The 23,027-nt window shown below is 67.6% G+C and carries 19 protein-coding genes and 1 riboswitch; of the genes, 5 read left to right on the plus strand and 14 right to left on the minus strand.

The window, feature by feature from the left end; all coding sequences use genetic code 11:
- Nucleotides 1-81: 81 nt before the first annotated feature.
- Nucleotides 82-2,064: an ATP-dependent zinc metalloprotease FtsH gene (gene ftsH, locus BDI24065_RS18060; RefSeq protein WP_175032426.1), complete on the plus strand. Its 1,983-nt coding sequence runs from the start codon at nucleotides 82-84 to the stop codon at nucleotides 2,062-2,064.
- Nucleotides 2,065-2,147: 83 nt separating this feature from the next.
- The gene (locus BDI24065_RS18065; protein ID WP_175032427.1) at nucleotides 2,148-2,615 is read left to right on the plus strand and encodes an OsmC family protein; all 468 of its coding nucleotides are present in this window, start codon (nucleotides 2,148-2,150) and stop codon (nucleotides 2,613-2,615) included.
- Nucleotides 2,616-2,631: 16 nt separating this feature from the next.
- On the opposite strand, the gene otsA is transcribed toward BDI24065_RS18065, so the two are convergent.
- The 3 genes from otsA to BDI24065_RS18080 all read right to left on the minus strand — a co-directional run bounded on the left by otsA (nucleotide 2,632) and on the right by BDI24065_RS18080 (nucleotide 8,846).
- On the minus strand, nucleotides 2,632-4,038 hold the full coding sequence (otsA, locus tag BDI24065_RS18070; RefSeq protein ID WP_175032428.1) for an alpha,alpha-trehalose-phosphate synthase (UDP-forming): 1,407 nt from the start codon (nucleotides 4,036-4,038) through the stop codon (nucleotides 2,632-2,634).
- A 642-nt stretch (nucleotides 4,039-4,680) separates the two neighbouring features.
- Nucleotides 4,681-6,315, minus strand: a complete 1,635-nt coding sequence (locus BDI24065_RS18075) for a methyl-accepting chemotaxis protein (protein WP_175032429.1) — start codon at nucleotides 6,313-6,315, stop codon at nucleotides 4,681-4,683.
- A 452-nt stretch (nucleotides 6,316-6,767) separates the two neighbouring features.
- Nucleotides 6,768-8,846, minus strand: a complete 2,079-nt coding sequence (locus tag BDI24065_RS18080) for a TonB-dependent receptor (protein ID WP_254609789.1) — start codon at nucleotides 8,844-8,846, stop codon at nucleotides 6,768-6,770.
- 366 nt (nucleotides 8,847-9,212) lie between these two features.
- A riboswitch (FMN riboswitch) is annotated at nucleotides 9,213-9,369 on the plus strand.
- A 66-nt stretch (nucleotides 9,370-9,435) separates the two neighbouring features.
- Between BDI24065_RS18080 and BDI24065_RS18085 the strand changes: the two genes are divergently transcribed.
- Nucleotides 9,436-9,942 carry a 6,7-dimethyl-8-ribityllumazine synthase gene (locus BDI24065_RS18085; protein WP_175032430.1) on the plus strand — a complete coding sequence of 169 codons (507 nt, stop codon included), beginning with the start codon at nucleotides 9,436-9,438 and terminating at the stop codon, nucleotides 9,940-9,942.
- Between the two features lie 105 nt (nucleotides 9,943-10,047).
- Here the strand turns inward: BDI24065_RS18085 and BDI24065_RS18090 are convergent, their stop codons facing one another.
- Both BDI24065_RS18090 and BDI24065_RS18095 read right to left on the minus strand, forming a co-directional pair.
- A complete protein-coding gene (locus BDI24065_RS18090) occupies nucleotides 10,048-10,479 on the minus strand; it encodes a MarR family winged helix-turn-helix transcriptional regulator (RefSeq protein ID WP_175032431.1) in 432 nt (143 codons plus the stop codon).
- Nucleotides 10,476-11,393 (minus strand): alpha/beta hydrolase family protein, encoded by a 918-nt coding sequence (locus BDI24065_RS18095; protein WP_175032432.1) that lies wholly within the window; start codon nucleotides 11,391-11,393, stop codon nucleotides 10,476-10,478. Before BDI24065_RS18095 ends, BDI24065_RS18090 begins: the two co-directional genes overlap by 4 nt.
- 301 nt (nucleotides 11,394-11,694) lie before the next feature.
- Between BDI24065_RS18095 and BDI24065_RS18100 the strand changes: the two genes are divergently transcribed.
- Both BDI24065_RS18100 and BDI24065_RS18105 read left to right on the plus strand, forming a co-directional pair.
- Nucleotides 11,695-12,660, plus strand: coding sequence for an ABC transporter substrate-binding protein (locus BDI24065_RS18100; protein WP_175032433.1), 966 nt, complete (start codon nucleotides 11,695-11,697; stop codon nucleotides 12,658-12,660).
- A gap of 52 nt (nucleotides 12,661-12,712) precedes the next feature.
- Nucleotides 12,713-13,807: an LLM class flavin-dependent oxidoreductase gene (locus tag BDI24065_RS18105; protein WP_175032434.1), complete on the plus strand. Its 1,095-nt coding sequence runs from the start codon at nucleotides 12,713-12,715 to the stop codon at nucleotides 13,805-13,807.
- A gap of 100 nt (nucleotides 13,808-13,907) precedes the next feature.
- On the opposite strand, the gene BDI24065_RS18110 is transcribed toward BDI24065_RS18105, so the two are convergent.
- From BDI24065_RS18110 to BDI24065_RS18150, 9 genes are all read right to left on the minus strand, one after another.
- The gene (locus tag BDI24065_RS18110; protein ID WP_175032435.1) at nucleotides 13,908-14,843 is read right to left on the minus strand and encodes an ABC transporter substrate-binding protein; all 936 of its coding nucleotides are present in this window, start codon (nucleotides 14,841-14,843) and stop codon (nucleotides 13,908-13,910) included.
- A gap of 34 nt (nucleotides 14,844-14,877) precedes the next feature.
- Nucleotides 14,878-16,668 carry an amino acid ABC transporter permease/ATP-binding protein gene (locus BDI24065_RS41380; RefSeq protein ID WP_175032436.1) on the minus strand — a complete coding sequence of 597 codons (1,791 nt, stop codon included), beginning with the start codon at nucleotides 16,666-16,668 and terminating at the stop codon, nucleotides 14,878-14,880.
- Nucleotides 16,669-16,732: 64 nt separating this feature from the next.
- On the minus strand, nucleotides 16,733-18,085 hold the full coding sequence (locus tag BDI24065_RS18120; protein WP_175032437.1) for an LLM class flavin-dependent oxidoreductase: 1,353 nt from the start codon (nucleotides 18,083-18,085) through the stop codon (nucleotides 16,733-16,735).
- A 7-nt stretch (nucleotides 18,086-18,092) separates the two neighbouring features.
- Entirely contained in the window at nucleotides 18,093-19,142 is a 1,050-nt protein-coding gene (locus BDI24065_RS18125; RefSeq protein ID WP_175032438.1) for an LLM class flavin-dependent oxidoreductase, read from the minus strand.
- Between the two features lie 48 nt (nucleotides 19,143-19,190).
- A complete protein-coding gene (locus BDI24065_RS18130; protein ID WP_175032439.1) occupies nucleotides 19,191-20,138 on the minus strand; it encodes an ABC transporter substrate-binding protein in 948 nt (315 codons plus the stop codon).
- Between the two features lie 56 nt (nucleotides 20,139-20,194).
- Entirely contained in the window at nucleotides 20,195-20,755 is a 561-nt protein-coding gene (locus BDI24065_RS18135; protein ID WP_175032440.1) for a GNAT family N-acetyltransferase, read from the minus strand.
- 317 nt (nucleotides 20,756-21,072) lie between these two features.
- Complete coding sequence (locus BDI24065_RS18140) at nucleotides 21,073-21,474, minus strand: type II TA system antitoxin MqsA family protein (RefSeq protein ID WP_175032441.1); 402 nt, start codon at nucleotides 21,472-21,474, stop codon at nucleotides 21,073-21,075.
- Between the two features lie 2 nt (nucleotides 21,475-21,476).
- A complete protein-coding gene (locus tag BDI24065_RS18145; RefSeq protein ID WP_175032442.1) occupies nucleotides 21,477-21,773 on the minus strand; it encodes a type II toxin-antitoxin system MqsR family toxin in 297 nt (98 codons plus the stop codon).
- A 103-nt stretch (nucleotides 21,774-21,876) separates the two neighbouring features.
- Nucleotides 21,877-22,917, minus strand: a complete 1,041-nt coding sequence (locus BDI24065_RS18150) for a succinylglutamate desuccinylase/aspartoacylase domain-containing protein (protein WP_175032443.1) — start codon at nucleotides 22,915-22,917, stop codon at nucleotides 21,877-21,879.
- Between the last annotated feature and the right edge of the window lie 110 nt (nucleotides 22,918-23,027).

A 23,027-nucleotide genomic window follows, 5' to 3' on the forward strand; every position in this document is an offset into this window, starting at 1 on the left:
CCGCGCGCCGGTTGCGCGCGTGCCCGCACACGTCCGCCGTGCCGCGCAACGTAGCGTAGCGCGCACGTCCGGCCCGATGCCATGGACAGGAAATTCGACTACCCGGGATTGATGATCGCGGCGGGCTTCTTCGTGCTGTTCGCCGCGCAGTTGCTGATGCTGCATCCGACGTCGGCGTCGATCGCGTACAGCGATTTCCACCGGCTCGTCGCCGCACGGCTCGTCGACGATCTCGAGGTCGGCCCCGCGGCGATCTCGGGCACGCTGAAGATGCCGCAGGCCGGCACGATGCTGCCGGCGTCCGAAGCGGCAGCCGTGCAGCAGGCCGGTGCGCCGTGGCACTTCACGACCAACCGCGTGACCGACGAGCACCTGACCGACACGCTGACCGCCGCCGGCATCCGTTATCACGGCGCGCCCGACACGAGCTGGATCGCATCGCTTGCGTCGTGGCTGCTGCCGCTCGTGCTGTTCGTGTTCATCTGGAACATGATGCTGCGCAGGCGCGGCGGGCTGCAGGATTTCACCGGGATGGGCAAGAGCCGCGCGCGCGTGTACGTGCAGCAGGAAACCGGCATCACGTTCGATGATATCGCGGGCATCGACGAAGCGAAGGCCGAGCTGCAGCAGCTCGTCGCGTTCCTGCGCAACCCCGATCGTTACCAGCGGCTCGGCGGCAAGATCCCGAAGGGCGTGCTCGTGGTCGGCGCGCCGGGCACCGGCAAGACGCTGCTCGCGCGCGCGGTGGCCGGCGAGGCGGCCGTGCCGTTCTTCTCGATCAGCGGCTCGGCGTTCGTCGAGATGTTTGTCGGCGTCGGCGCGGCGCGCGTGCGCGACCTGTTCGAGCAGGCGCAGCAGAAGGCGCCGTGCATCGTGTTCGTCGACGAGCTCGATGCGCTCGGCAAGGTGCGCGGTGTCGGCCCGATGTCGGGCAACGACGAACGCGAGCAGACGCTCAACCAGTTGCTCGTCGAGATGGACGGTTTCCAGGCCGGCTCCGGCGTGATCATCATGGCCGCGACCAACCGGCCCGAGATCCTCGATCCCGCGTTGCTGCGGCCCGGCCGCTTCGATCGCCACATCGCGATCGACCGGCCCGACGTCAACGGCCGCCGGCAGATCCTCGGCGTGCACGTGAAGCGCGTGAAGCTCGCGGCCGACGTCGATCTCGGCGAACTCGCGTCGCGCACGCCGGGCTTCGTCGGCGCCGATCTCGCGAACGTCGTCAACGAGGCCGCGCTGCATGCGGCCGAACTCGGCAAGCCGGCGATCGGCATGGCCGACTTCGACGAGGCGATCGACCGCGCGTTGACGGGCCTCGAACGCAAGAGCCGCGTGATGAACGCACAGGAGAAGCTGACCATCGCGTATCACGAGGCCGGCCACGCGCTCGTCGCGGAAAGCCGCGCGCATTGCGATCCGGTGAAGAAGGTGTCGATCATTCCGCGCGGCGTCGCGGCGCTCGGCTATACGCAGCAGGTGCCGACCGAGGATCGCTACGTGTTGCGCAGGAGCGAGCTGCTCGACCGGATCGATGCGCTGCTCGGCGGGCGCGTTGCCGAAGAGCTCGTGTTCGGCGACGTGTCGACGGGCGCGCAGAACGATCTCGAACGCGCGACCGCGATGGCGCGCCACATGGTCATGCAGTACGGGATGAGCGAGAAGATCGGGCTCGCGACGTTCGACGACGGCGATACGCGCCAGGGCATACCGGGCGCGTGGCATGCGGGCGACGTGCGCTGCAGCGAGCACACCGCGCGGATGATCGACGACGAAGTGCACACGCTGCTCGCCGACGCGCATGCGCGCGTTGCGACGACGCTCGGCGAACGCCGCGAGGCGCTCGAACGTATCGCCCGCCGGCTGCTGCAATGCGAGGTGCTCGAACGTGATGCGCTGCAGGCGCTGATCGACGGGCGCACCGAACCGTCGTCCGCAACGGCGTCGGTGCCGGCGCCGGACGACGAAGCCGGCGCACGCGGCGGCGCGATCGAAACGGAGCAGGCTTCCGCGGTCGAGCGCGATTTCGTCGCGTATGGGCCGCCACGCGAACCCGATCGCTGAAGGTGCCGCGAACCGGCGAGCGGCGCGCGTCGACCCGACTGCGTGCCGGTATTCCTTTCCCCGTTGATCTCCACGGAGTCGCCATGAGCGAGGCGCACGTATCGGTCGATATCGCGCAGCAGGCGCGTTTCTGTTTCGAAGTGGCATTCGCCGGCACGACGCTCGCGCCGGTGCTCACCGACGAACCGCCGCCGCTCGGCGACGGACGCGGGCCGAACCCGATCCGGTTGCTGGCCGCGGCCGTCGCGACCTGTCTCGCGGCGAGCCTGCAGTTCGCGCTGGAAAAACAGCATGTCGATCCGCAGCCGATTGCCGCGCATATCGACGTCGACATGGTGCAGAACGAAGCGGGCAGGGTGCGGGTGGGCGCGATGGCCGTCCGGCTGTCGATCGGCAAGACGTGGGCCGATCTCGCGGCGGCGACGCGCGTGCTCGATCAGTTCGATGCGTATTGCGTACTGACCGAGAGCCTGCGCGAAGGCATTCCGGTTTCGGTCGACCTGTGCGACATGAACGGCGCGGCGCTCGAATACGCGGCGACGGACGCGTGAACGTGTGTCAGGTGGGTCAGGATTCGGTCGCGGCCGCGACTTCGGCCGCCTCGGCGAGTGCGTCCAGAAAGCGCGTGCGCCACCAGTGCACGTCGGTCTTGCGCACGATCGCCATCAGTGCCGTGTGACGCTGGCGGCGTTCCTCGAGCGGCATCGCGAGCGCGCGCTGGATCGCCTGCGCGGTGCCTTGCGTGTCGTACGGATTGACGAGCAGCGCCGACTTCAACTGCTCGGCCGCGCCGGCGAAACGCGACAGCACGAGCACGCCGGGATCGGCTGCATCCTGCGCGGCGAGAAATTCCTTCGCAACGAGGTTCATCCCGTCGCGCAGCGGCGTGACGAGCGCGACGCGGCTCGCGCGATAGAGGCCCGGCAAGCGCTTGCGCGCGACGGTGCGGTGAATGTAGCGCATCGGCATCCATTCGAGCTCGCCGTAGTCGCCGTTGATTGCGCCGCACAGGCTGTCCATTTCGCGCCGCAGGTCGTCGTACGCGCCGAGATCCTCGCGGCTCGGCGCGGCGATCTGGATCAGCGTCGCGCGATTGCGGTTCTCCGGATATTGCTCGAGCAACTGGCGGAACGCCTGCACGCGCTGCGGCAGCCCCTTCGTGTAGTCGAGCCGGTCGACGCCGACCAGCAACTGGCGGCGCGAATACTCGTCGCGCATCCGCTCGAACATGTCGAGGCCATCGCGATCGCGCGCGAGCGATTCGAACTCGTCGACGTTGATGCCGATCGGGAATGCGCCGGCCGACAGCGTGCGGCCGAACGCCTGCAGGCGACCGTCGGGCAGCCGCGCGGCTCCGGCTTCCGCTTCGACGTAATGCTCGAAGTGAAGCAGGTCCGACTCGGTCTGGAAGCCGACGAGATCGTACGCGAACAGCGAGCGCATCAGCCATTCGTGTTCCGGGATCGCGGCCATGATCGGCGGCGGCGGCATCGGAATGTGCAGGAAGAAGCCGATCGGATTCGTACAGCCCATCGCACGCAACTCGGCGGCGAGCGGAATCAGCTGGTAGTCGTGGACCCAGATGGTGTCGTCGGGCCGCAGCAGCGTGCGCAGCTTGCGCGCGAACAGCTGGTTCACGCGGCGATAGCCGTCGGCGAAGCGGCGGTCGAACTGCGCGAGATCGAGCCGGTAGTGAAACACCGGCCACAGCACGTTGTTCGAATAACCGAGGTAGTACGCGTCGTAATCCTGCGGGTCGAGATCGATCGTCGCGAGCTGGATGCCGCCGACGTTCTGGATCTGCACCTCGTCGCCATGCGTGGGCTGATCGTCGCCGCCGCGTAGCCTTCCGCTCCAGCCGAACCAGACGCCGCCGGATTCCTGCAGGCTGTCCTTCACGGCGACGGCGAGCCCGCCGGCCGCGGCTTTACGGGGATCTGCAATGCGATTGGATACGACGACGAGTCGGCTCACCAGCTCTCCTGACGATTGTTGGGGGAAAGGTTCGTGCGGCCGTGGCGCGAGAAGCGGACGCCGCCATCGACGCGCGGTGCGCGCTGCGATGGGGCCGCAATGCGATCGGACGGGAGTCAGGGCATGCGATTCGCCGTCCGAACGGGGAGTGCTTTTTTAAGCATACTCGTCATTCGTGCGTTTTAAAAGTCTGCGTCGGCGAGCAACGCGCGTGCGAATGCAGCGCGATCTCCATGTCGTCGGCATGGCAACGCGCGATACACGGGGCGGGATCGAAACTTGCGCAATGCTGCAACCGTAGCGTGCGCCATGCGATGCGGAGGCGCGCACAGCGCGCGCGATCGTTCGTGACGACGCGCATTGCCGGACACGCGCACGATGCCGCGCCGGCCGGTAGAAACGACCGTCGATGAGGCGGTCACGCCAACGTGCGAGCTACACGCACGCGTGCCGCGAACGCGCGACGCGAATCGGCGAAGCGCGACGTCGTGCGTGCGAACCGGCTGTGCCGGACGGCGACGATGCACGGCCGCACCGCGTGCCGCGTGCGGCCGCGCTTCGCGCGGTGCGCGCAAGCGTGACGCAGGCGGACCGGCGGGACAGCATGCGCATCGTCGTCTCCTTGCGGTATCGGTTACGCGGTTACGCGGTGGCCAGTTGCCAGTGATGCGTGGCGGGCTCTTGTGCATACGCGCCCGGCGATGTCACGTGCGTGCCGGACGGCACCCGGAACGCGGCAACCGTTTCGGACAGCTCGCGACCTTGCGCCTCGAGCGATTTCGACGCGGCCGCGGCCTGCTCGACGAGCGCCGCGTTCTGCTGCGTCGTCTCGTCCATCTGCGTGATCGTCAGGTTCACCTGGTCGATGCCGCGGCTCTGCTCGGCCGACGCGGCCGCAATCTCGCCCATGATGTCCGTCACGCGCGCAACCGCCTGCGTGACGTCCGACATCGTCTTGCCGGCTTCGCCCGCGAGTTCGGAACCGTCGCGGATCGTCTGCACCGATGCGGAGATCAGTTCCTTGATCTCCTTCGCCGCCGTCGACGAACGTTGCGCGAGGCTGCGCACCTCGCTCGCGACCACCGCGAAGCCGCGGCCCTGTTCGCCCGCACGCGCGGCTTCGACGGCCGCGTTCAGCGCGAGGATGTTGGTCTGGAACGCGATGCCTTCGATGATGCCGGTGATGTCCGCGATCTTCGACGAGCTGTGACCGATCACCGTCATCGTGTCGACCACGCGGCCGACCACCGAGCTGCCGCGTTGCGCGACGTCCGATGCGTTCGCGGCGAGCGAGCTGGCCTGTTGCGCGTTCTCCGCGTTCAAGCGCACCGTCGACGTGAATTCCTCCATCGTCGCGGCGGTTTCCTGCAGCGATGCGGCCTGTTCCTCGGTGCGCTGGCTCAGGTCGAGGTTGCCGGACGCGATCTCGCCGACCGCATGCGCGATGCTGTTCGACGAATCGCGCACGCGGCCGACGATGCCGATCAATCGCTCGTTCATCGTTCGCAACGCTTCGAGCAGATCGCGCGTCTCGTCGTTACCGCTTACCTGGATGCGGCTGCCGAGATCGCCGTTCGCGACCGTGCGCGCAACGTCCACGGCCGAGCCGATCGGCGCCGTGATCTTGCGTGTCAGCCACAAGCCGCCGCCGATCGCGACCACGACCGCGATCAGGCAAATGGCGGCCAGCAGGTTGCGCTCCATCGCATAGCGATCCGCGAATTGCTGCGCGATCGCGAGTTCGCGCTCATGCGTATAGGTCGCGTACGCGTCGGTCGCGCGCACCAGCTGCGCGAGCAGTGGCCGGCAGTTGTCGTCGATGTCGGCGGTCGCCTCGTCTTTCTTGCCGGCCTGCGCGAGCCCGACGATGCGCAGCGCGACGGGCCCGTAGCTGGTTTCGATGCGCACGATGTCGGCCACCAGTTCGCGCGCGCGATCGGAGGTGTCGGTCGCGTTCGCCATCATGTCCTTGAGCTTCGCGAGGTGATCCTGCACGTCCTTGTGCGCCTGGTTCACCTCGGCCAGTTCGAGCTCGACATCGGACGGTTTGGTCACGAGCACGAGGTTGCGCGCGGCGATCGCGCGCCGGTCGACTGCGGTGCGGATTTGCGCGGACAGGGTCGCCCGTGCATTGATGCCGTTGACGTAGCGGGAGAATTCGGCGTTCGTATCGGATAGCGCCTTGAGTGCCATGCCCGACACGATCACGACGACCGCGGAGAGCAGGCCGAAGCCGCCAAGGAGTTTTGTTTTGATGCTTATTCTGGCGATTTTCACAGTGTGCCTCTGTGCTTGTGGTTGGCGAATTGAAATTATTGTTCGACCAGATACGGGCTCGTGCCGGCTTTAACGGGTATCCCGGATGATTCTTTACCCGTTGAAAACCCTGATATTAGTTTTTTTAGCACTGGAAACCTTACCGGGCGGGCGTTCTTGATTTCGATCAAAAACGGCCGGAGCGCCCGTAACTCAAAGGTTTATATGTGAAATTTGAAACCGGTTTTATTGGGTGAAACAAAAACAGTCTCTTTGTTAATATTTGTCAGATGAATATATTTCGATTTATGGGTAAATAAATGAATTTCGTTGCGGACTAATGGGGGAGGGAGCCGATGCGTATCGTTTGGGTGCGCTGCGCAATTGGCGGTAATGGACGATAAACGGAAATTCGCGGCGAAATGGGCTCGCCGGAAAAAGGCCCGCGGCGGGCGCCGCGGACCATGAGGGGGTCAGAACGTGGTGCGCAATCCGGCCATCACGCTGCGGCCGCCTTCCGGTGCGAAGCCGCGCACGACCGACGTCGAGTAGCGGATTTCCTGGTTCGTCAGGTTGTCGCCGCGCAGGTACGCGAGCCAGCGCGTCGCACCGACGCGGAACTTGTAGGTCAGCATCAGGCCGAGCGACGTGTAGCCGTCGGTCGAGAAGTCGTTGTCGGGCACACGGTGTTGCGACCACGCATGCGTGACCTGCGCGCGTGCGCCGAACGGGCCGTAGCCGTAGTCGGCCGCGAGCGTCGCGCGCAGCGGCGCGATGCGCGGCAGCGGCTGGCCCGTGTCGACGTTGCGCGCATGCGTGTAGTCGGCCGTCAGTTCCAGGTCGACCGTATGGCCGCGCCGCGCAAAGGCGCGCCATTTGCCGTCCAGCTCGATGCCGTAGAACTCGGCGCGCACGCCACGATAGATCGCCTCGTTGAGCGATCCGTCGGCGCCGGGCGCGACCGGTTCGCCGTCGTCGTTCACCACGCGGCCCGTGTTGTACTCGGTCAGGTAGTTCGAGAAGCGGTTGTAGAACACGCCGACGCTGCCGCGGTTCGGGCCGCTCGCGTAGCGCAGCGACAGGTCGGTCGACACGGCTTTTTCCTTCGACGCATTCGGGTTGCCGATCAGGAACTGGCCGGTCGCATCGTGCGGGCCGTTCGAATACAGCTCGTAGAAGGTCGGAGCCCGTTCGGTGTACGCGACGTTGGCCGCCACCGACCACACGGGCGTCAGCGAGAACAGCGCGCCGGCCGACAGGCTGCCCGCGTTGAATTCACGCGGCTGCGCACCCGCGAATTTCTCGACGCCGGCCGGATCGGGATCGACCTTCACGTGCTCGAAGCGGCCGCCGAGGCTCAGCTTGAGCGCCGGGATCACCTGCCATTCCTCGAGGCCGAACAGCGCGACGCTGTTCGTGCGCGTGGACGGCACGAGCATCTCGTCGCCCAGTGCGGAAAACGTGTTCTGGCCGAACTGCACGCCGATCGCGCCTTCGAACGGGCCGATCTTGCGATGCGTTGCCTCGATGCGCGCCTCGTAGCCGCGATTGCGGAACGTGGTCGCGGTTTCGCCGTTGTCGACTTCCTTGTGGCGGTAGTCGGTGTACGCGAAGTCGAATTTCAGCTTCGTGAACGGCCCGCTCAGGTTGCGCACCTCGGACGCGAGTGCCAGGCGTTCCTGGCGCATCCGCAGCCGCACGTCGCTTTCCGCGACGGAGCCGTAGTTCGATTCGTAGCCGCTGTAGGACAGGCCCGCGAAGCCGTCCGCCCACGTGTACGACGCGCCGACCGCGCCGCCGTGCACGCGGCCGTCGCTGTTCGGCACGTTGCCGTAAGGCTGCGGCGTGTCGGGGCCGTCGATCGCGCGTTGTGCGCTGCTGCGCGCGTAGCCGGGAATGCGCAGCTTGCTCGTTTCGCGGTCGAACGCATCGACGTGGAACGCGAAGCGGCCGTTGCCGCCTTCGACCTGCGCGGCGCCGGCGCGCACCGAGTTCGCGCCGCCGTAGCGCGCGTCGAGCGCCCCCGTCACGCCCTGGATCGCTTCGCGCGGAATCCGGTTGTCGATCGTGTTGACGACGCCGCCCACCGCGTTGCCGCCGTACAGCAGTGCGGCCGGGCCACGCACGATCTCGACGCGTTCGATCGACAGCGGATCCTGAGGCACCGCATGGTCGTACGACAGCGACGACGCGTCGTAAGCCGCGACGCCGTTCTGCAGCAACCGGATCCGGTCGCCGTCCATCCCGCGGATGATCGGGCGGCCGACCATCGGTCCGTAGGTGGTGGTCGACACGCCGGGCAGCCCGTTGAGCGTTTCGCCGAGCGAATCGGCCTGGCGGCGCGTCAGCGCATCGCCGGAAAGCTGGACGGTCGGCGCGATCAGCTCGTTGTCGCCGAGCGGGTTCGCGGTCACGAAGATCGGTGCGAGCGGGGTGGTCGGCGGCGTGCCGGATGCGGCGGGTGATTCGGTCTGCGCGTGTGCGACGGCGGCGAACAGCATCAGCGAGAGGGACGAGAGCGGGCGAAGCGGTAGACGAGGGAGGTCGCGCATGGTCGGTGAATCGGTTGGAATCGGATCGGATAACGAGCGATGCGGGCCACGGCTGGATACGATATATTGTTGCGTCTGCGACGCGCAGTGACCCGTTGGAACATGGCTCGGCGAGGCTCGACCGCCCACAGTGGAACGGCGTCAGGCGGACGAGCACGCGGAATGATATGTTATATCATTTCAAATTCCAAGCCGGATGGCAGGTCGCCGCAAGGTTTCCGTCGGATCGGCGAAAAGGCGGCTGGAGCGGCGAGTCGAGCGCAGGAGAGGCGGGCCGTGGGTTCGTGCGGTGCACGGCACGTGCGGTGACGTCGAGCACCTGCACGACGGGAGTGTGATAGATTTCCGGCGCGGCCAATGTGCCGCGAACGTTCTCAGGGCGGGGTGAAATTCCCCACCGGCGGTAATCGCGCGATTGCGCGTAGCCCGCGAGCGCTTGCCGGCACGCCTGTGCCCGGCAAGGTCAGCAGACCCGGTTCGATTCCGGGGCCGACGGTTAAAGTCCGGATGAGAGAGAGCGGGGTTCGTTGCGTACGCAAGGTACGCGGCTTGTCCCTGTGCGCCCATTCAACTCACACAGGACCTATCGATGACCCAACCTGCTTCCCCCTCCCACACTGCCGCTCCGCGTATCGCCTTTGTCCAGTCGTGCTGGCACAAGGAGATCGTCGACCAATGCCGAAACGCGTTCGTCGACGGGCTCGTCAACGCGAACCTGAGCCAGGCGGATTGCGATTTCTTCGAAGTGGCAGGCGCGTTCGAAATTCCGCTGCATGCCAAACTGCTCGCGCAAACCGGCCGATACGCGGCGATCGCGTGCGCCGGCCTGGTGGTCGACGGCGGCATCTATCGCCATGACTTCGTCGCGCAAGCGGTGATTTCCGGTCTCATGCAGGTGCAGCTCGAAACCGGCGTGGTGGTGCTGTCGGCGGTGCTGACGCCGCATCATTTCCACGGTGCGGAGCATGTCGCCTACTTCCACGAGCACTTCCTCGTGAAGGGCGCGGAACTCGCGCACGCGTGCGTTGATACGATCGGCAAGGTCGCGGCGCTGAAGACGGGAGCCGTTGCCGCAGCGCTGGCGCAGGCTGCCTGACGCCTGGCCGGGTACGTGCCGCTGCTTCGTTTGCGCGGCGGCACGTGCGATCGCTGGTACGGCGAGCCTGAGAAGGCGGTGACGACACGGCGTTATTGCCGCCGCTCAGCGCTCCGTCGGAAACCGTTCCTGTAGCGCATGCAGCCAGCGGGCGACGACATCGAGTTCGTCGTCCGAGAAGCCGTCGCACAGCTTGCCGTTGAGTTCGCGCAGCAGCACGCGCGCACGCTTGAGTGCCGCGTGGCCTTCGTCGGTCAGGTACAGGCGCGTCGCGCGGCCGTCGTCCGAATCGGCATGACGCGTAACGAGGCCGGCTTTCGCCATCCGGTCGGCGAGCCCTGTCATCGCGGACGGCGCAAGCTGCAGCGCGGCGCCGACTTCGCCGATCAGCGCGCCATCCTGTTTCGCGAGACAGAACAAGGCGCCTGCCTGCGCGGCGCTCGCGCGCGTCTCGGTCTCCGCCTTGCGGTCGATCCAGCGCTGCACGCGCCGCTGGCCGATGTTCAACATGAAAAACAGTCGTCGGTCTTCGCTCAAGCTGGGTTCCCGGCTGCAATGGAAAGGGAGGGACGACCCGCGGTTCGCGGCGTGTCCAGGGCCTGCGCAAGCCAGTCGGCCACGGCGGGCCACAGCACGGTGCCGGGGCGGCTGCGGAAGAAGCCCATGTGCCCGACCGGGCCGCTGCCCGCCGTGTGCGGATCGATCTGGCGGCGTTCGACCGCCGCGCGGGTCAGATAGCTTACCAGCAGCCCGATCGCAGTCGGGTTCGCCCACGGGTCGTCGTCGAAGCCGAGCGCAAGGATCGGCAACTGCTGTTTCGCGTAACGCTCGGCCGCGCCGAGTGTCGGATCGTCGAAGAAATAGCGCGGCAGTGTCGTCCAGCGGCTCCATTCGCGGAACACGCCGGCCGGCATGTCCTCGCCGAGCCCGAGCCGCTTGCCGGGCACGTAGCCGAGCAGCGCCGACATCAACGGGCCGAGCACACGCAGGATCAGCCGCACCTTCAGGCGCTCGGCCGCCTGCGTGATCAAGCGTGTGCTGCCCGCATGCGCGGCGACGAGCACGGCCGCACGCAGGTGCGGCGTCGAGGCGGACAGGCCGATCGCATGCCCGCCGACGCTATGCCCGACCGCCAGCAGCGGCAACCCTTCATACGCCTGCCGTGCCCACGCGGTTGCGGCGCCCACGTCGAGTTCCATCCAGTCGCGCATGCGGGCCTGCAGCGCGCCCAGGCGCGCGGGGCGAGACGCGCCGATGCCGCGGTAGTTGTAGGTGAGCGCCGCGAAGCCGCGTTCGGTCAGGAAGCGCGCGAAGCCCGCATACAGCCGCTCCGGCACGGCCGTCGCCGGATGGATCAGCACCAGCGCGCGCGGCGTCGTGTCCGGCGACCACAGCGTGCCGTGCAGCGCGTAGCCGTCGATGGCGGAAAACTCGATGGGTTGTGAGGTCATGGCCGTCCTCGTTCCGGGTAGTTATTTCGTATGCGAAATATAGTCCGTAATTTATTTCGTGCGCGAAATATCTGTCGAGGATTCATTCGACCGGGTTCCCGGGAAGGCCGCGGGCGGCATCCGGCAACGTCAGCCACTTTATAAAATATTTGCATCTTTACATAGAAGAATATTGCGTTTGTTTCATGAAGCGGATCGACGTATCTTCACCGGTTCCATCCGTTCCGCCGGCCGCCGCGCACGGCGGAACAACAGGGCGCCGCCGTCGCGCGGCCGCCCGCCAACCCTCCGGGAGATCACGTTGTCGAGCCGAATCGTTACGGCACTCTTGCTGGCGCTCGCCGCGCAGCCGGGCATGGCCAAAGACACCGTCACGTTGCGTGTCGGTGAACAGAACTACTTCAACATCCAGGCGTCGATGGAGGCGTCCGGCGTGCTGAAGGACCTGCCTTATACGATCGAGTGGAAGCACTTCCAGGCCGCCGCACCCGTTGCCGAATCGCTGAACGGCAATGCGATCGACGTCGGTTTTCTCGGCGATTCCGCGCTGCTCACGCTGGCCGCGCGCGGCGCGCCGGTGAAGGTCGTCGCCGTGTCGCGGCAAAGCCTCGACGGCGTCGCGATCCTCGTGCCGAAGAATTCGCCGGTCCGCACGGTGGCCGACCTGCAGGGCAAGACCATCGCGGTATGGCGCGGCGCATGGAGCCAGCAGCTCGTGCTGCGCGCGCTCGAACACGCGGGCCTGCGCGCCGATTCGGTCAAGTACGCGTACCTGATGCCGATCGATGCGACCAACGCGCTCGCGAACGGCTCGGTCGACGCCGTGTCGCTGTGGGAGCCGTTCGTCAGCACGCTCGCATTGCGGCAGGGCGCACGGCCGGTGACGACCGCGCAAGGATTGATGCCGGCGCTGAGCTTCGTCGCCGCGAACGAGCAGGCCGCCTCCGGCAAGCGCGCCGAGATCACCGATTTCCTGCGGCGCGTGGTTGCCGCGCGCCAGTGGGTCGACAACCATCCGCGCGAGTACGCGGACCTGTGGGCGAAGCGCGCGAAGCTCGAACCCGACGTGGCGTACCGCTGGCTCAACAACGCGAAGCAGCGCGTCGGCCCGGTCGACGAGACAGCCGCGAAGGACGCGCAGAACACGGCCGACTTCCTGCACAAGGCCGGCGTGATTCCGGCGGCGTACGACACGTCGAAGCTGCTCGACCGCTCGTATGCGGGCGCATTCGCGGCGCCCGCGCAGAAGACGGCCGCCGCGCAGTAAGCGGACCGTCACCGCCACGATTCCGAAACGAGAACCACAAGGACACCCCGACATGCCAGTCGACATCATCGGCATGATCACCGCGACACCCGGCGCGGAGGTCGACGTACCGGGCGGCGCGGCCGTCCAGCCCGACTACGTGCGCCGCTTCGCGCAGGCGCACGAGGCCGCGGGCTTCGACCAGATCCTGGTCGGTCATTTCAGCAACGCGGCGGACGGCTTCATCGTCGCGTCGTTCGCGGCCGCCGCGACCGAACGCATCCGCATCCTGCTTGCACACCGGCCGGGCGTGATCGTGCCGTCGGCCGCCGCGCGGCAGATCGCGACGCTCGACGTGTTCAGCGGTGGCCGGCTCGCGCTTAACGTCGTGTCGGGCGGCGACGATGCGGACCTGCAGCGCGACGGCGATTTCGTGCCGCACGATGCGCGCTACCGCCGCACCGGCGAGTATCTCGATGTGCTGAAACGGATCTGGCGGGCTGACGCACCGGTCGACCACGATGGCGCGTTCTACCGGCTGCGCGGCGCGTCGCCGCTCGTGAAGGGCGCGCAACGGCCGCACGTGCCGATCTATTTCGGCGGGTCGTCGCCGGCCGCGCTGGCGGTCGCGGGCGAGCACGCCGATGTCTACATGACGTGGGGCGAGCCGCTCGCGTCGGTGCGCGAACAGATCGCGCGCGTGCACGCTGCCGCTGCACCGTTCGGACGTGCGCCTCGCATCAGCGTGTCGTTCCGGCCGATCGTTGCCGACACCGAGGCGGCTGCCTGGGAGAAGGCCGAGGCGATCCGCGAGCGCGTGCGTGCGGCGCGGCTCGCGAACGGCCAGCCGATCGCCGGCCACGCGCCGCAGAATGCCGGTTCGCAACGGCTGATGGCGGCCGCCGCGCAAGGAGACGTGCTCGACGAGCGGCTGTGGATGGGCGTCGCGAACCTGACCGGCGCGCGCTGGAATTCGACTGCGCTGGTCGGCACGCCGGAGCAGGTCGCGCGGGCGCTCGGCGCGTATTACCGGCTCGGCGTGTCGACGTTCCTGATTCGCGGGTTCGATCCGCTCGACGATGCGCTCGATTACGGGCGCGACCTGATTCCGGCGATTCATGCGCAGGTCGCGGAACTCGACCGGTATCACGCGGCGGTGACGGCGTAGGTTCGGCGCTACGACCAATGGTGCTGCATCGACGCGCCCCGGCATTGCCATCGTGGAATGCCGGGGCGATGTCATGCCGGGCATCGCCCCATCGATGCCTTCAGAACGACGGCAACCCCGGCGGATTGGTCTCCGCACGCGCGATCGCCTCGCTCTGCAAACCCCAGCGCGCGAGTGCCTGCCCGTAGCGGCCGCTGCCGATCAGCCCGTTCGTCGCCAGCGTCAGCGCGGACGCAAGCCCGCTGCCGCGCCGCGTCGCGATCGCCACATCGGCATTGGCCGGCCAGCCCGCATTGACGACGCCGACGCGGCGGATCTTGCCGGTGCGCGCGGCCTCGTACGCGAGCGACGCATTCGGGTTCAGCTCCGCATCGGCACGGCCCGACAGCAGCGCGACGCGCGACGCCGCATCGTCGTCGAAATAGAGCAGGTCGGCCGGCTTCAGCCCCTGCGCGGCGTTGCGCTTGTTCCACTCGAGCAGGATGCGCTCCTGGCTCGTCCCCGCGCCGGTGATGATGCGCAGGCCGGCGATGTCCTTCGGCTCGGCGATCTTCGCGATCGGGCTGCCGGTGCGCACGTAGAAGCCGTGCAGCCCGAGCCGGTAGGTCGTGAAATCGTATTTCTCCTTGCGCTTCTCGGTCACGCCGACGTTCGAGATCACCGCGTCGTATTTGCCGGACGTCAGCCCGAGCGGCCAGTCGGCCCACGCGATCGGCAGCAGCACGAGCGTGCGGCCGAGCGCGTCGGCGACGAGCTGCGCATAGTCGGGATCGGCGCCTACCACGGTGCGCGCGTCGGTCGCGTAGGTGGACACCGGCGGCGCGTGCGGTGAGATCGCGACCGTGAACGCGCCGTCGCGTACCCAGCGGTAGCCGGCTGCCTGATGAACGGCTGCGTCGTCGCGTGTTGCGCGAATGCGGCCGGCCTGGCGCGGATCGAGATCCGCGGTCGCGGCGGCGGCATGTACCGTGTGCCAAGGAAGGCTACCCGCTGCCGCGGCCAGCGCGGCGGTCATGAACTGGCGTCGGTCGATCATCGTGCGGCCTCTCGCAGGTCGGGAGCGGCGCGCATCACAGCACCCGCGACAGGAACGCGCGCGTGCGCGGATGCGATGGCGCGTCGAGCACGGCGGCCGGCGGCCCGGCTTCGACGATGCGTCCGCGCTCCATGAACAGCACGTTGTCCGCGACTTCGCGCGCGAAGCCGATCTCGTGCGTGACGATCACGAGCGTGGTGCCCGAGCGCGCGAGTTCCTTGATCACGTCGAGCACCTCGTTCACGAGCTCGGGATCGAGCGCCGACGTCGGTTCGTCGAACAACAGCACCTTCGGGCGCAATGCGAGCGCGCGCGCGATCGCGACACGCTGTTGCTGGCCGCCGGACAACTGGCGCGGGTACGCATCGGCTTTATCCGCGAGACCGACGCGCGCGAGCAGCGTGCGGGCGATGCGTTCGGCCGCGTCGCGCGTGATGCCGCCGACGACGACCGGCGCTTCGATCAGATTTTCGAGTACGGTCAGGTGCGGGAACAGGTTGAAGTTCTGGAACACCATCCCGACGGCCGTGCGCCGCGTCAGCACGTCGCGTTCCTTCAACTCGTAGAGCACGTCACCGTCGCGGCGATAGCCGATCAGTTCGCCGTCGATGTCGATGAAGCCGTCGTCGACGCGCTCGAGATGGTTGATCGTGCGCAGCAGCGTCGACTTGCCCGAGCCCGACGGCCCGACGATCACGGTCACGCTGCCGCGCGGCGCGACGAACGACACGTTGTCGAGCACGCGCTGCATGCCGAACTGCTTCGATACGCCATGCACGGCCACTTCGCCGCCGGCGCGCGGTGCGACGGCGGTCGCGGCGTCGCTATCGCCCGGCGCCGGTGCGACCGATGCCGCGTGACGGGAGGTCACGCGCCGCCACAGCACGCCGAGGCGCGCAAGCGCGAACGTGATGACGGACGGCGGCGGGTTGCGCAGCGCCCCGCGTGCATAGTGGCGCTCGACCTGCACCTGGATGGCCGACAGCACGGTCAGGATGATCAGGTACCAGACGGTGGCAACCATCAGCAGCGGAATCACTTCGAGATTGCGGCGATAGATCACCTGCACCGTATAGAACAGCTCCGGCATCGCGAGCACGTAGACCATCGACGTGCCTTTCGCGAGCATGATCAGGTCGTTGAACGCGGTCGGCAGGATCGCGCGCATCGCCTGCGGCAGCACGATCCGCGTGGTCTGGCGGCCGCGCGGCAGCCCGAGCGCGGCGGCTGCTTCGAGCTGGCCCTGATCGACCGCGAGAATGCCGCCGCGGATCACCTCCGCGGAAAACGCCGCGTGATGCAGCGTGAGGCCGAGCACGGCCGCGAGGAACGGGCTGATCAGGTCGGTCGTCGGCGTGTCGAACCACACGATATCGGTGAACGGCACGCCGAGCCGCACATGCTCGTACAGGTAGCCGAGGTTGTTCAGGATCAGCAGCAGCACGATCAGCGGAATCGAGCGGAACAGCCACACGAACGCCCACGCGCTTGCCGACAGCAACCGCGAACGCGACAGCCGGGCCAGCGCGACGAACGCGCCGAGCACGAGGCCGAACACCGCGCCGAGCAGCGTCAGCACCAGCGTGCGCACGAGCCCCGACAACACCGGCGGCGACAGGAACCATTCGGCGAATACCGGCCAGCCCCATTGCGGATTGGCGAGAATCGAATGCAGGACGATCGCGATCAGCGCGACGGCGAGCACGGTGCCGACCGTGCGCGACCGGTGGCGTGCGGGCACGATCCGGAAACGCGTGCCGGCGTCGCGTGCGCCGGGAGAAGAGAGCGGCGGCAGCGCGCCGCCGAGATGGGTCGTGTCGCTCATGTCGGTGGAAATCCTCGAATCGGTCGGGCGGGCGCGCCGCGCGCGGGCGGCGCGGCGGCGGGCGTCAGGCGTGCGCTTCGGCTGCCGTTTCCTGCGCGGCGCCGGGCGCCGCGTGGCGGCTGGCCTTGCGCGGCAGGTCGAGATGGTCGCGCAGCGTCGCGCCGGGCAGGTCGCGGCTGTAGCGGCCGCGCGCCTCGAGCGCCGGGATCACGAGTTCGACGAAATCCTCGACGCCCTGTGCCTGCACCGCAAAGCCGAGGATGAAGCCGTCGCCCGCGCCCGCGTCGTGCCAGCGGATCAGCTCGTCGGCGACATGCTCGGCCGTGCCGATGAAGTTCGGGCGCGGCGTGGCGACCGCGAGCGCCGTCTCGCGCAGCGACAGGCCTTTCTGTTTCGCGTCGGCCTTGATCCGGTCGGTGGTCGAGCGGAAGCTGTTGCGGCCGAGCTCGCCGAGTTCCGGGAACGGCGCATCGAGCGCGTACTGCGTGAAATCGTGGTGATCGAAATAGCGGCCCAGATATGCGAGCGCTTCGTCGATCGTCAGCAGGTTGCGGATCGCCTGGTATTTTTCTTCGGCTTCGGCCGCCGTGCGGCCGACGATCGGCCCGATGCCGGGGAAGATCTTCACGTCGCTGCCTTGCCGGCCGTGCTCGATCGCGCTCTGCTTCACGCGACGCGTGAACGCGGCCGTTTCGTCGAGCGACGGCGAATGCGTGAACACGGCATCCGCATACTTGCCCGCGAGCCCGATGCCGGTGTCGGACGAACCGGCCTGGAAGATCACCGGTTGCCCCTGCGGCGAGCGCTGGATGTTGAGCGGGCCCGCGACCTGGAAGAAGCGGCCGTGGTGGTCGAGCGTGTGGAGCTTGTCGCGGTCGAAGAAGCGGCCGGTCGCGCGGTCGCGCACGAATGCGTCGTCGTCCCAGCTGTCCCACAGGCCCTGCACGACGTCGAGGTATTCGTCGGCGATCTCGTAGCGCAGTTCGTGATCGGGATGCGCCTTGCCGAAATTCTTCGCGGTGCCTTCGAGCGGCGTCGTCACGACGTTCCAGCCCGCGCGCCCGCCGCTGATCGCATCGAGCGACGCGAGCTGGCGCGCGACCGTGAACGGCTCGCTGTACGACGTCGAGATCGTGCCCGCGAGCCCGATCTTCTTCGTCGCGACCGCGAGCGCCGACAGCACGGTCAGCGGCTCGAAGCGGTTCAGGAAGTGCGGGATCGACTTCTCGTTGATGTAGAGGCCGTCGGCGACGAACGCGAACGCGATGCCGGCGGCTTCCGCCTTGCGCGCGATGCCGATCGCGAAGTCGAGGTTGATGCTCGCGTCCGGCGGGTTGCTCGGGTGCCGCCATGCGTTCATGTGGCTGCCTGCGCCTTGCAGCATCAGGCCGAAGGGGATCGATCGTCGGGTCGTCATGGGAGCGTCACGCGTTCTGGTCAGGGGAAAGGGAGCGGTCGGCCGCGAGGGCCGCCTGCAACGGCGTGGCCGACAGCGCGCCGCCGAGCCATTCGGCCGACGCGAGCCGTGCCGCGTAGTCGGTCACCGGCGAATCGATCACGAACGCATCGACGTCGAGCCGCCGGCTCAGCGCGTCGAGCGCGCGATGCACGCGCTCGGGCGTATCGGCCAGCACCGTCGGGCGCAACTCGTCGATCCGGTAGTCGGACGCGCCGCTCTGCCGCGCGAATTCGGCGGCCGCCTGCGCGCTGGCGAGATTGAAGCTCTGGCCGCCCGCGAGCTGCAGCTTGAAGATCTTCAGCGGCCCGATCAGCCGCTCGGCCTCGTCGCGCGTCGGCGCGGCCACCGCGTACAGCGCGACCAGCGGCCGGGTGCCGCCCGCGCTGCGGTACGCGTCCAGCGAGCGTTCGATATTCGCGTCGTCGCCGTTGAAATGTCCCGCGTAGCAGAAGCGCCAGCCGTTGCGTGAGGCGAGCGCGCCGCTGTCCGGCGAGCCGCCCAGCAGGATGCGTTCGGGCGGCTGCGGCGGCACCGGCAGCGCGACCGCACCGGCGAGCGGGTGATCCTCGGCGACGCCCCAGCCGAGAAACGCGTCGAGTTCCGCCAACAGGCCGGCGAAGTCCGGCTTGCGCGCCTTGTCGTGGAACCACTGCAGCGCGCGCGTGGTCAGCGGCAGTCCGCCGGGTGCCTTGCCGATGCCGAGATCGACGCGGCCCGGCGCGAGCGCGGCCAGCACCTTGAACGTCTCGGCGACCTTGAACGGGCTGTAGTGCTGCAGCATCACGCCGCCCGAGCCGATGCGGATGCGCGACGTGTGCGCGAGCAGGTGCGCGACGACGATCTCCGGCGCCGAGCTCGCGAAAGCCGGCGTGCCGTGATGCTCGGCGACCCAGAAGCGTTCGTAGCCGAGCTGTTCGGCGCGCTGCGCGAGCGTCGTGGTGAAGCGCAGTGCGTCGGCGGCGTTCGCGCCGTCGGCGATCGGACTCTTGTCCAGCAACGAAAGCGAATAAGACATGGTGAGCGGCGTTCCTGCGTGAGCGTGAAGGGAGGGTGGGGGCGGTACTCAGCTCTTCGGCAGCCCCGGCGGATTCGTGCGCGACTGGTCGATCGCCTCGGACGCGAGGTTCCAGCGGTCGAGCACCTGCTGGTAGCGGCCGTTCCGGATCAGCCCGTTCAGCGCGACGGTCAGCGGATCGGCGAGCCCGCTGCCGCGGCGCGTCGCGATCGCGATGTCGGCCGTGCGCGGCCAGCCGCCGCTGATTGCACCGACGAGCCGCGTCTTGCCTTGCTGCGCGCTCTGGTACGCGAGCACCGAGTTCACGCTGAACACGGTATCGGCGCGGCCCGACTGCACGGCGACGATGCGCATTGCCTGGTCGTCGTAGTACTGGATCTGCACGGGTTTCAGCCCGTGCGCGACGTTCTCGCGATCCCACGCGAGCAGGATCTTTTCCTGGTTGGTGCCTGCGTCGGTCACGACGCGCAGCCCCGCGACGTCCTTCGGCTCGCGGATCGCCTGGATCTTGCTGTCGTTGCGCACGTAGAAGCCGACCTGATCCTTGCGATAGGTCGAGAAATCGAACTTCTGCTTGCGCTCCTCGGTGACGGTGACGTTCGAGATCACCGCGTCGACTTTCCCGGATTCGAGCGCGAGCGGCCAGTCGGCCCACGCGAGCGCGACGATCTTCAGCTTGCGGCCGAGGCTGTCGGACACGAGCTGGCCGACGTCGGCGTCGAAGCCGATCACCGTGCGCGCGTCGGTCGCATACGAGCTGATCGGCGGCAGGCTCGGCGCGATGCCGATCGTCAGTGTGCCGGGTTCGGCGAACTTGAACGATGCGGGCACCGCGCGCTCGACCGCGGCATCGGCCACGCCGCGCGGGCGGCCGCGTTGCTCGGGGCTCAGGTCGAACGTGGCGGCAGCCGCGGCTGCGGCGAACGCGGTCAGGCCGATCAGCGCGGTGGCCAGCGTGCGCACGGCACGGGAAGAAAGCGGTACGGCTCGTTGCATGAAAGCGTCCTGTGGTGGCAAGCGGAAATCGGTGGGATGAAGGGGGCGCGGTGCGGTCAGCGCGACAGCACCGGTTCGGGCACGGGCGCCCACAGGTCGGCCAGCGTCGACGTGCGTGACGGATCGGCGAGATCCTTGCCGAACCGCAGGTGGAAATACGCTTCGGGGGCGATCGACGAATCGAACAGCCGCGTATAGCCGGTGCGGTCGTACAGCGCCCACGCCTCGGGCTGGCGAAAACCGGTGGTCAGGTAGATGCGGCGATAGCCTTGCTGCGCGGCGCGCAGTTCGAGCGCTTCGACGATGAGGCGTGCCAGGCCCTGGCGGCGCAGGTCCGAGCGGGTCCAGATACGTTTGAGCTCGGCGGTCTGCGCGTCGTAGCGCTTGAACGCGCCGCCGCCGATCGTCTCGCCGTCGCGCAGCAGCAGTACGAAGGCGCCTTCGGGCGGCGCGAACAGTTCGGCCGGGTAGCGTGCGAGTTCTTCGCGTGCGGACGCGCGGCTGTCGGGGCGATAGGCGTGGTAACGGGTCGAATATTCGTCGATCAGCGCGTCGATCAGCGGTTGCGCGCGGACGTCGAGCGTCGTCGTGTCGATGATGCGGTCGGTCGTGGCCATGGGCATCGCGAAGGGCGCGCGATGCGGACGTTCCTGGCGGGGTGCGGGCACGCGGCCCGTCCGGTCTGTTCCGTTATCGCGACGCGGTTGTCGTGATGGCGGCGGCCGGTGCACGTCCTGCTGCGATGCAGATGGCGGGCCGCCGCCGTTTGGAACACGTTAGCGGCGCGGCCGGCAAAGGCGAACGAAGCAATTTCGATAAGGATTTCGCGGCGGACGTCAGAAGGCTTGCAGCGGGAGTGGGGTGGGGATGAAGGGGGAGAGCGCATGCGCCGACGCGTGTGCCAGACGCATGCGCGAGCCCGACGCACGAGCGCCTATGCGGCTCGTACTTCGGCGAGGAGATCCGGATGGCGATCCAGTAGTTTCAGCAATTTCACGAGCGCCAGCGGCGGATTCGTCTTGCCTGTCTCGTAACGGGAGAACGCGTTGACTCCGCCGCCGAAGAGCTCGGCCGCCTCGCGCTGATCCAGCCTCAGCTTCTTGCGCACCTTCGCGATGTACTTCGGGTCGACGATGGTTGCGTTCACCTGCTTGTTGAACTCGGTGATCGCTTCGCCGAGACGGGTCGCCTCGTCGAGATCCAGTACCGATTCCCCGCAGGCCGGGCAGAAATCGCCGGTGATATCGCGGACGACAGTCGACCGGCCTTTATAGGTATAAGGGATGTCTCGCGTGTCGCGGACCAGCTTGGCCGCACCGCATGCAGGGCACTTCATGTTCATCGCTCCTTGAAAGACACGATCAGCACACCGTCGATTACCGTCAGTTTCAGGTACACGTCGCCATGCACCGTAAAAGGCCGGTAGACGTCCTGCCAGATCGTGTGGTCGGCGTACGTCGTCATGCTCTTGTGGAAGTCGAGATCGGTCAGCGACATCACGACATCGAGCGCTTCCCTTTCCGTGAAACCCAGTTGTCGAGCGCCGACTACCGCACTCGTGGTCAACCGGACCTTGCCGGTTTCGATGAGCGCTTTGATGCGAAGCAGCTTGCAATGAGGTGTTCTCTTTTCCATTTGCGATCATAACCAAGTAAGTTAATTTGTCAAGTTGGTTAATGGCGAGCGCATGCCGTCCGCCATGACTGGCAGACAGCGTGGAAAGGAGATGGGTCCGGATTTAGGCCGTCTGGCCGATGCTCGGCGGCGCCGACAACTCCGCCAGCTGAAACAGGCAATCGCCGCGCTGCACCTGCGCGGGCACGCGCTTGCACACCACTTCGCCGTCGCCCTTGAACCGGTGCAGCACCGGTTCGCGCAGCGGCGTATCGGGGAAATGCACCCACGCGGCCGGCTGTCCGGCCTTCACCTGGTCGCCGAGTTCGACGAGCGGCTCGTACAGCCCGCGCTCGTACGCGTAGACGAAATGGCGCTCGCCGTCGACCCGCATGAAGCGCGTGACGGTCGGCGGCGCGTCGGGCACGAGCGCGCCGCGCAGCAGGCTGATATAGCCGAGGTAGTGCAGCAGCCCATGGCGGCCCATCCGGATCAGCGACGGGTCGGCCATGCCCGCACCGCCGAGTTCGGTCACGATCGAGATCGCGCCCTGGCGGCGCGCGGCCGATGCCGAATGCACGGGGTTCGGTGCGTGCAGCAGCGCATTGTGCAGCCCGAACGCGACCAGCAGCCCGTTGAGCTTCGTGGCTTCGTCGGCGTCGAGCGGATCGATCGCGAGCATGTTGCCGCCCTGGTACAGCAGCGAGCTGCCGCCCGAGTGGAGGTCGACCAGATACTCCGCGCGCGACAGCAGCGCATGCTCGATGTAGTGGGCGATCATTTGCGTCGGCGTGCCGGTCGGGTCGCCGGGAAAGCTGCGGTTCAGGTTGCCTTCGTCGAGCGGCGACACGCGCAGGCCGGCATCCGCCGCCGGGAAATTCGCCATCGGCAGCAGGATCAGCTGCCCGCTGACCATCTCGGGTTCGATCTCGCGCATCAGTTGCGACACGATGATCTGGCCTTCGTACTCGTCGCCGTGATTGCCGGCCATCACGAGTGCGACCGGGCCGTCGCCGTTGCGGATCGACGCGATCGGGATCGGCAGCCAGCCGTACGCCGAGCGGTGGACGGAATGCGGCAGCCGCAGGTAGCCCGCGTGCTTGCCGGGTGCGTCGAGATCGATTTCGCAGTGGATGGGATTGCGGTGCGAGGAAGAGGCGGTCATGGCGGCATCGTTCGATGAACGGAATTCGCCATCTTATCGGGAAACGACCATCACGCGGCGCGCCCGACGCGCGCCATGCCGGAGGCCATCAACCGCCAGGCGCATGGATC

This window comes from Burkholderia lata, from assembly GCF_902499025.1.
GTDB lineage: Bacteria > Pseudomonadota > Gammaproteobacteria > Burkholderiales > Burkholderiaceae > Burkholderia > Burkholderia lata_C.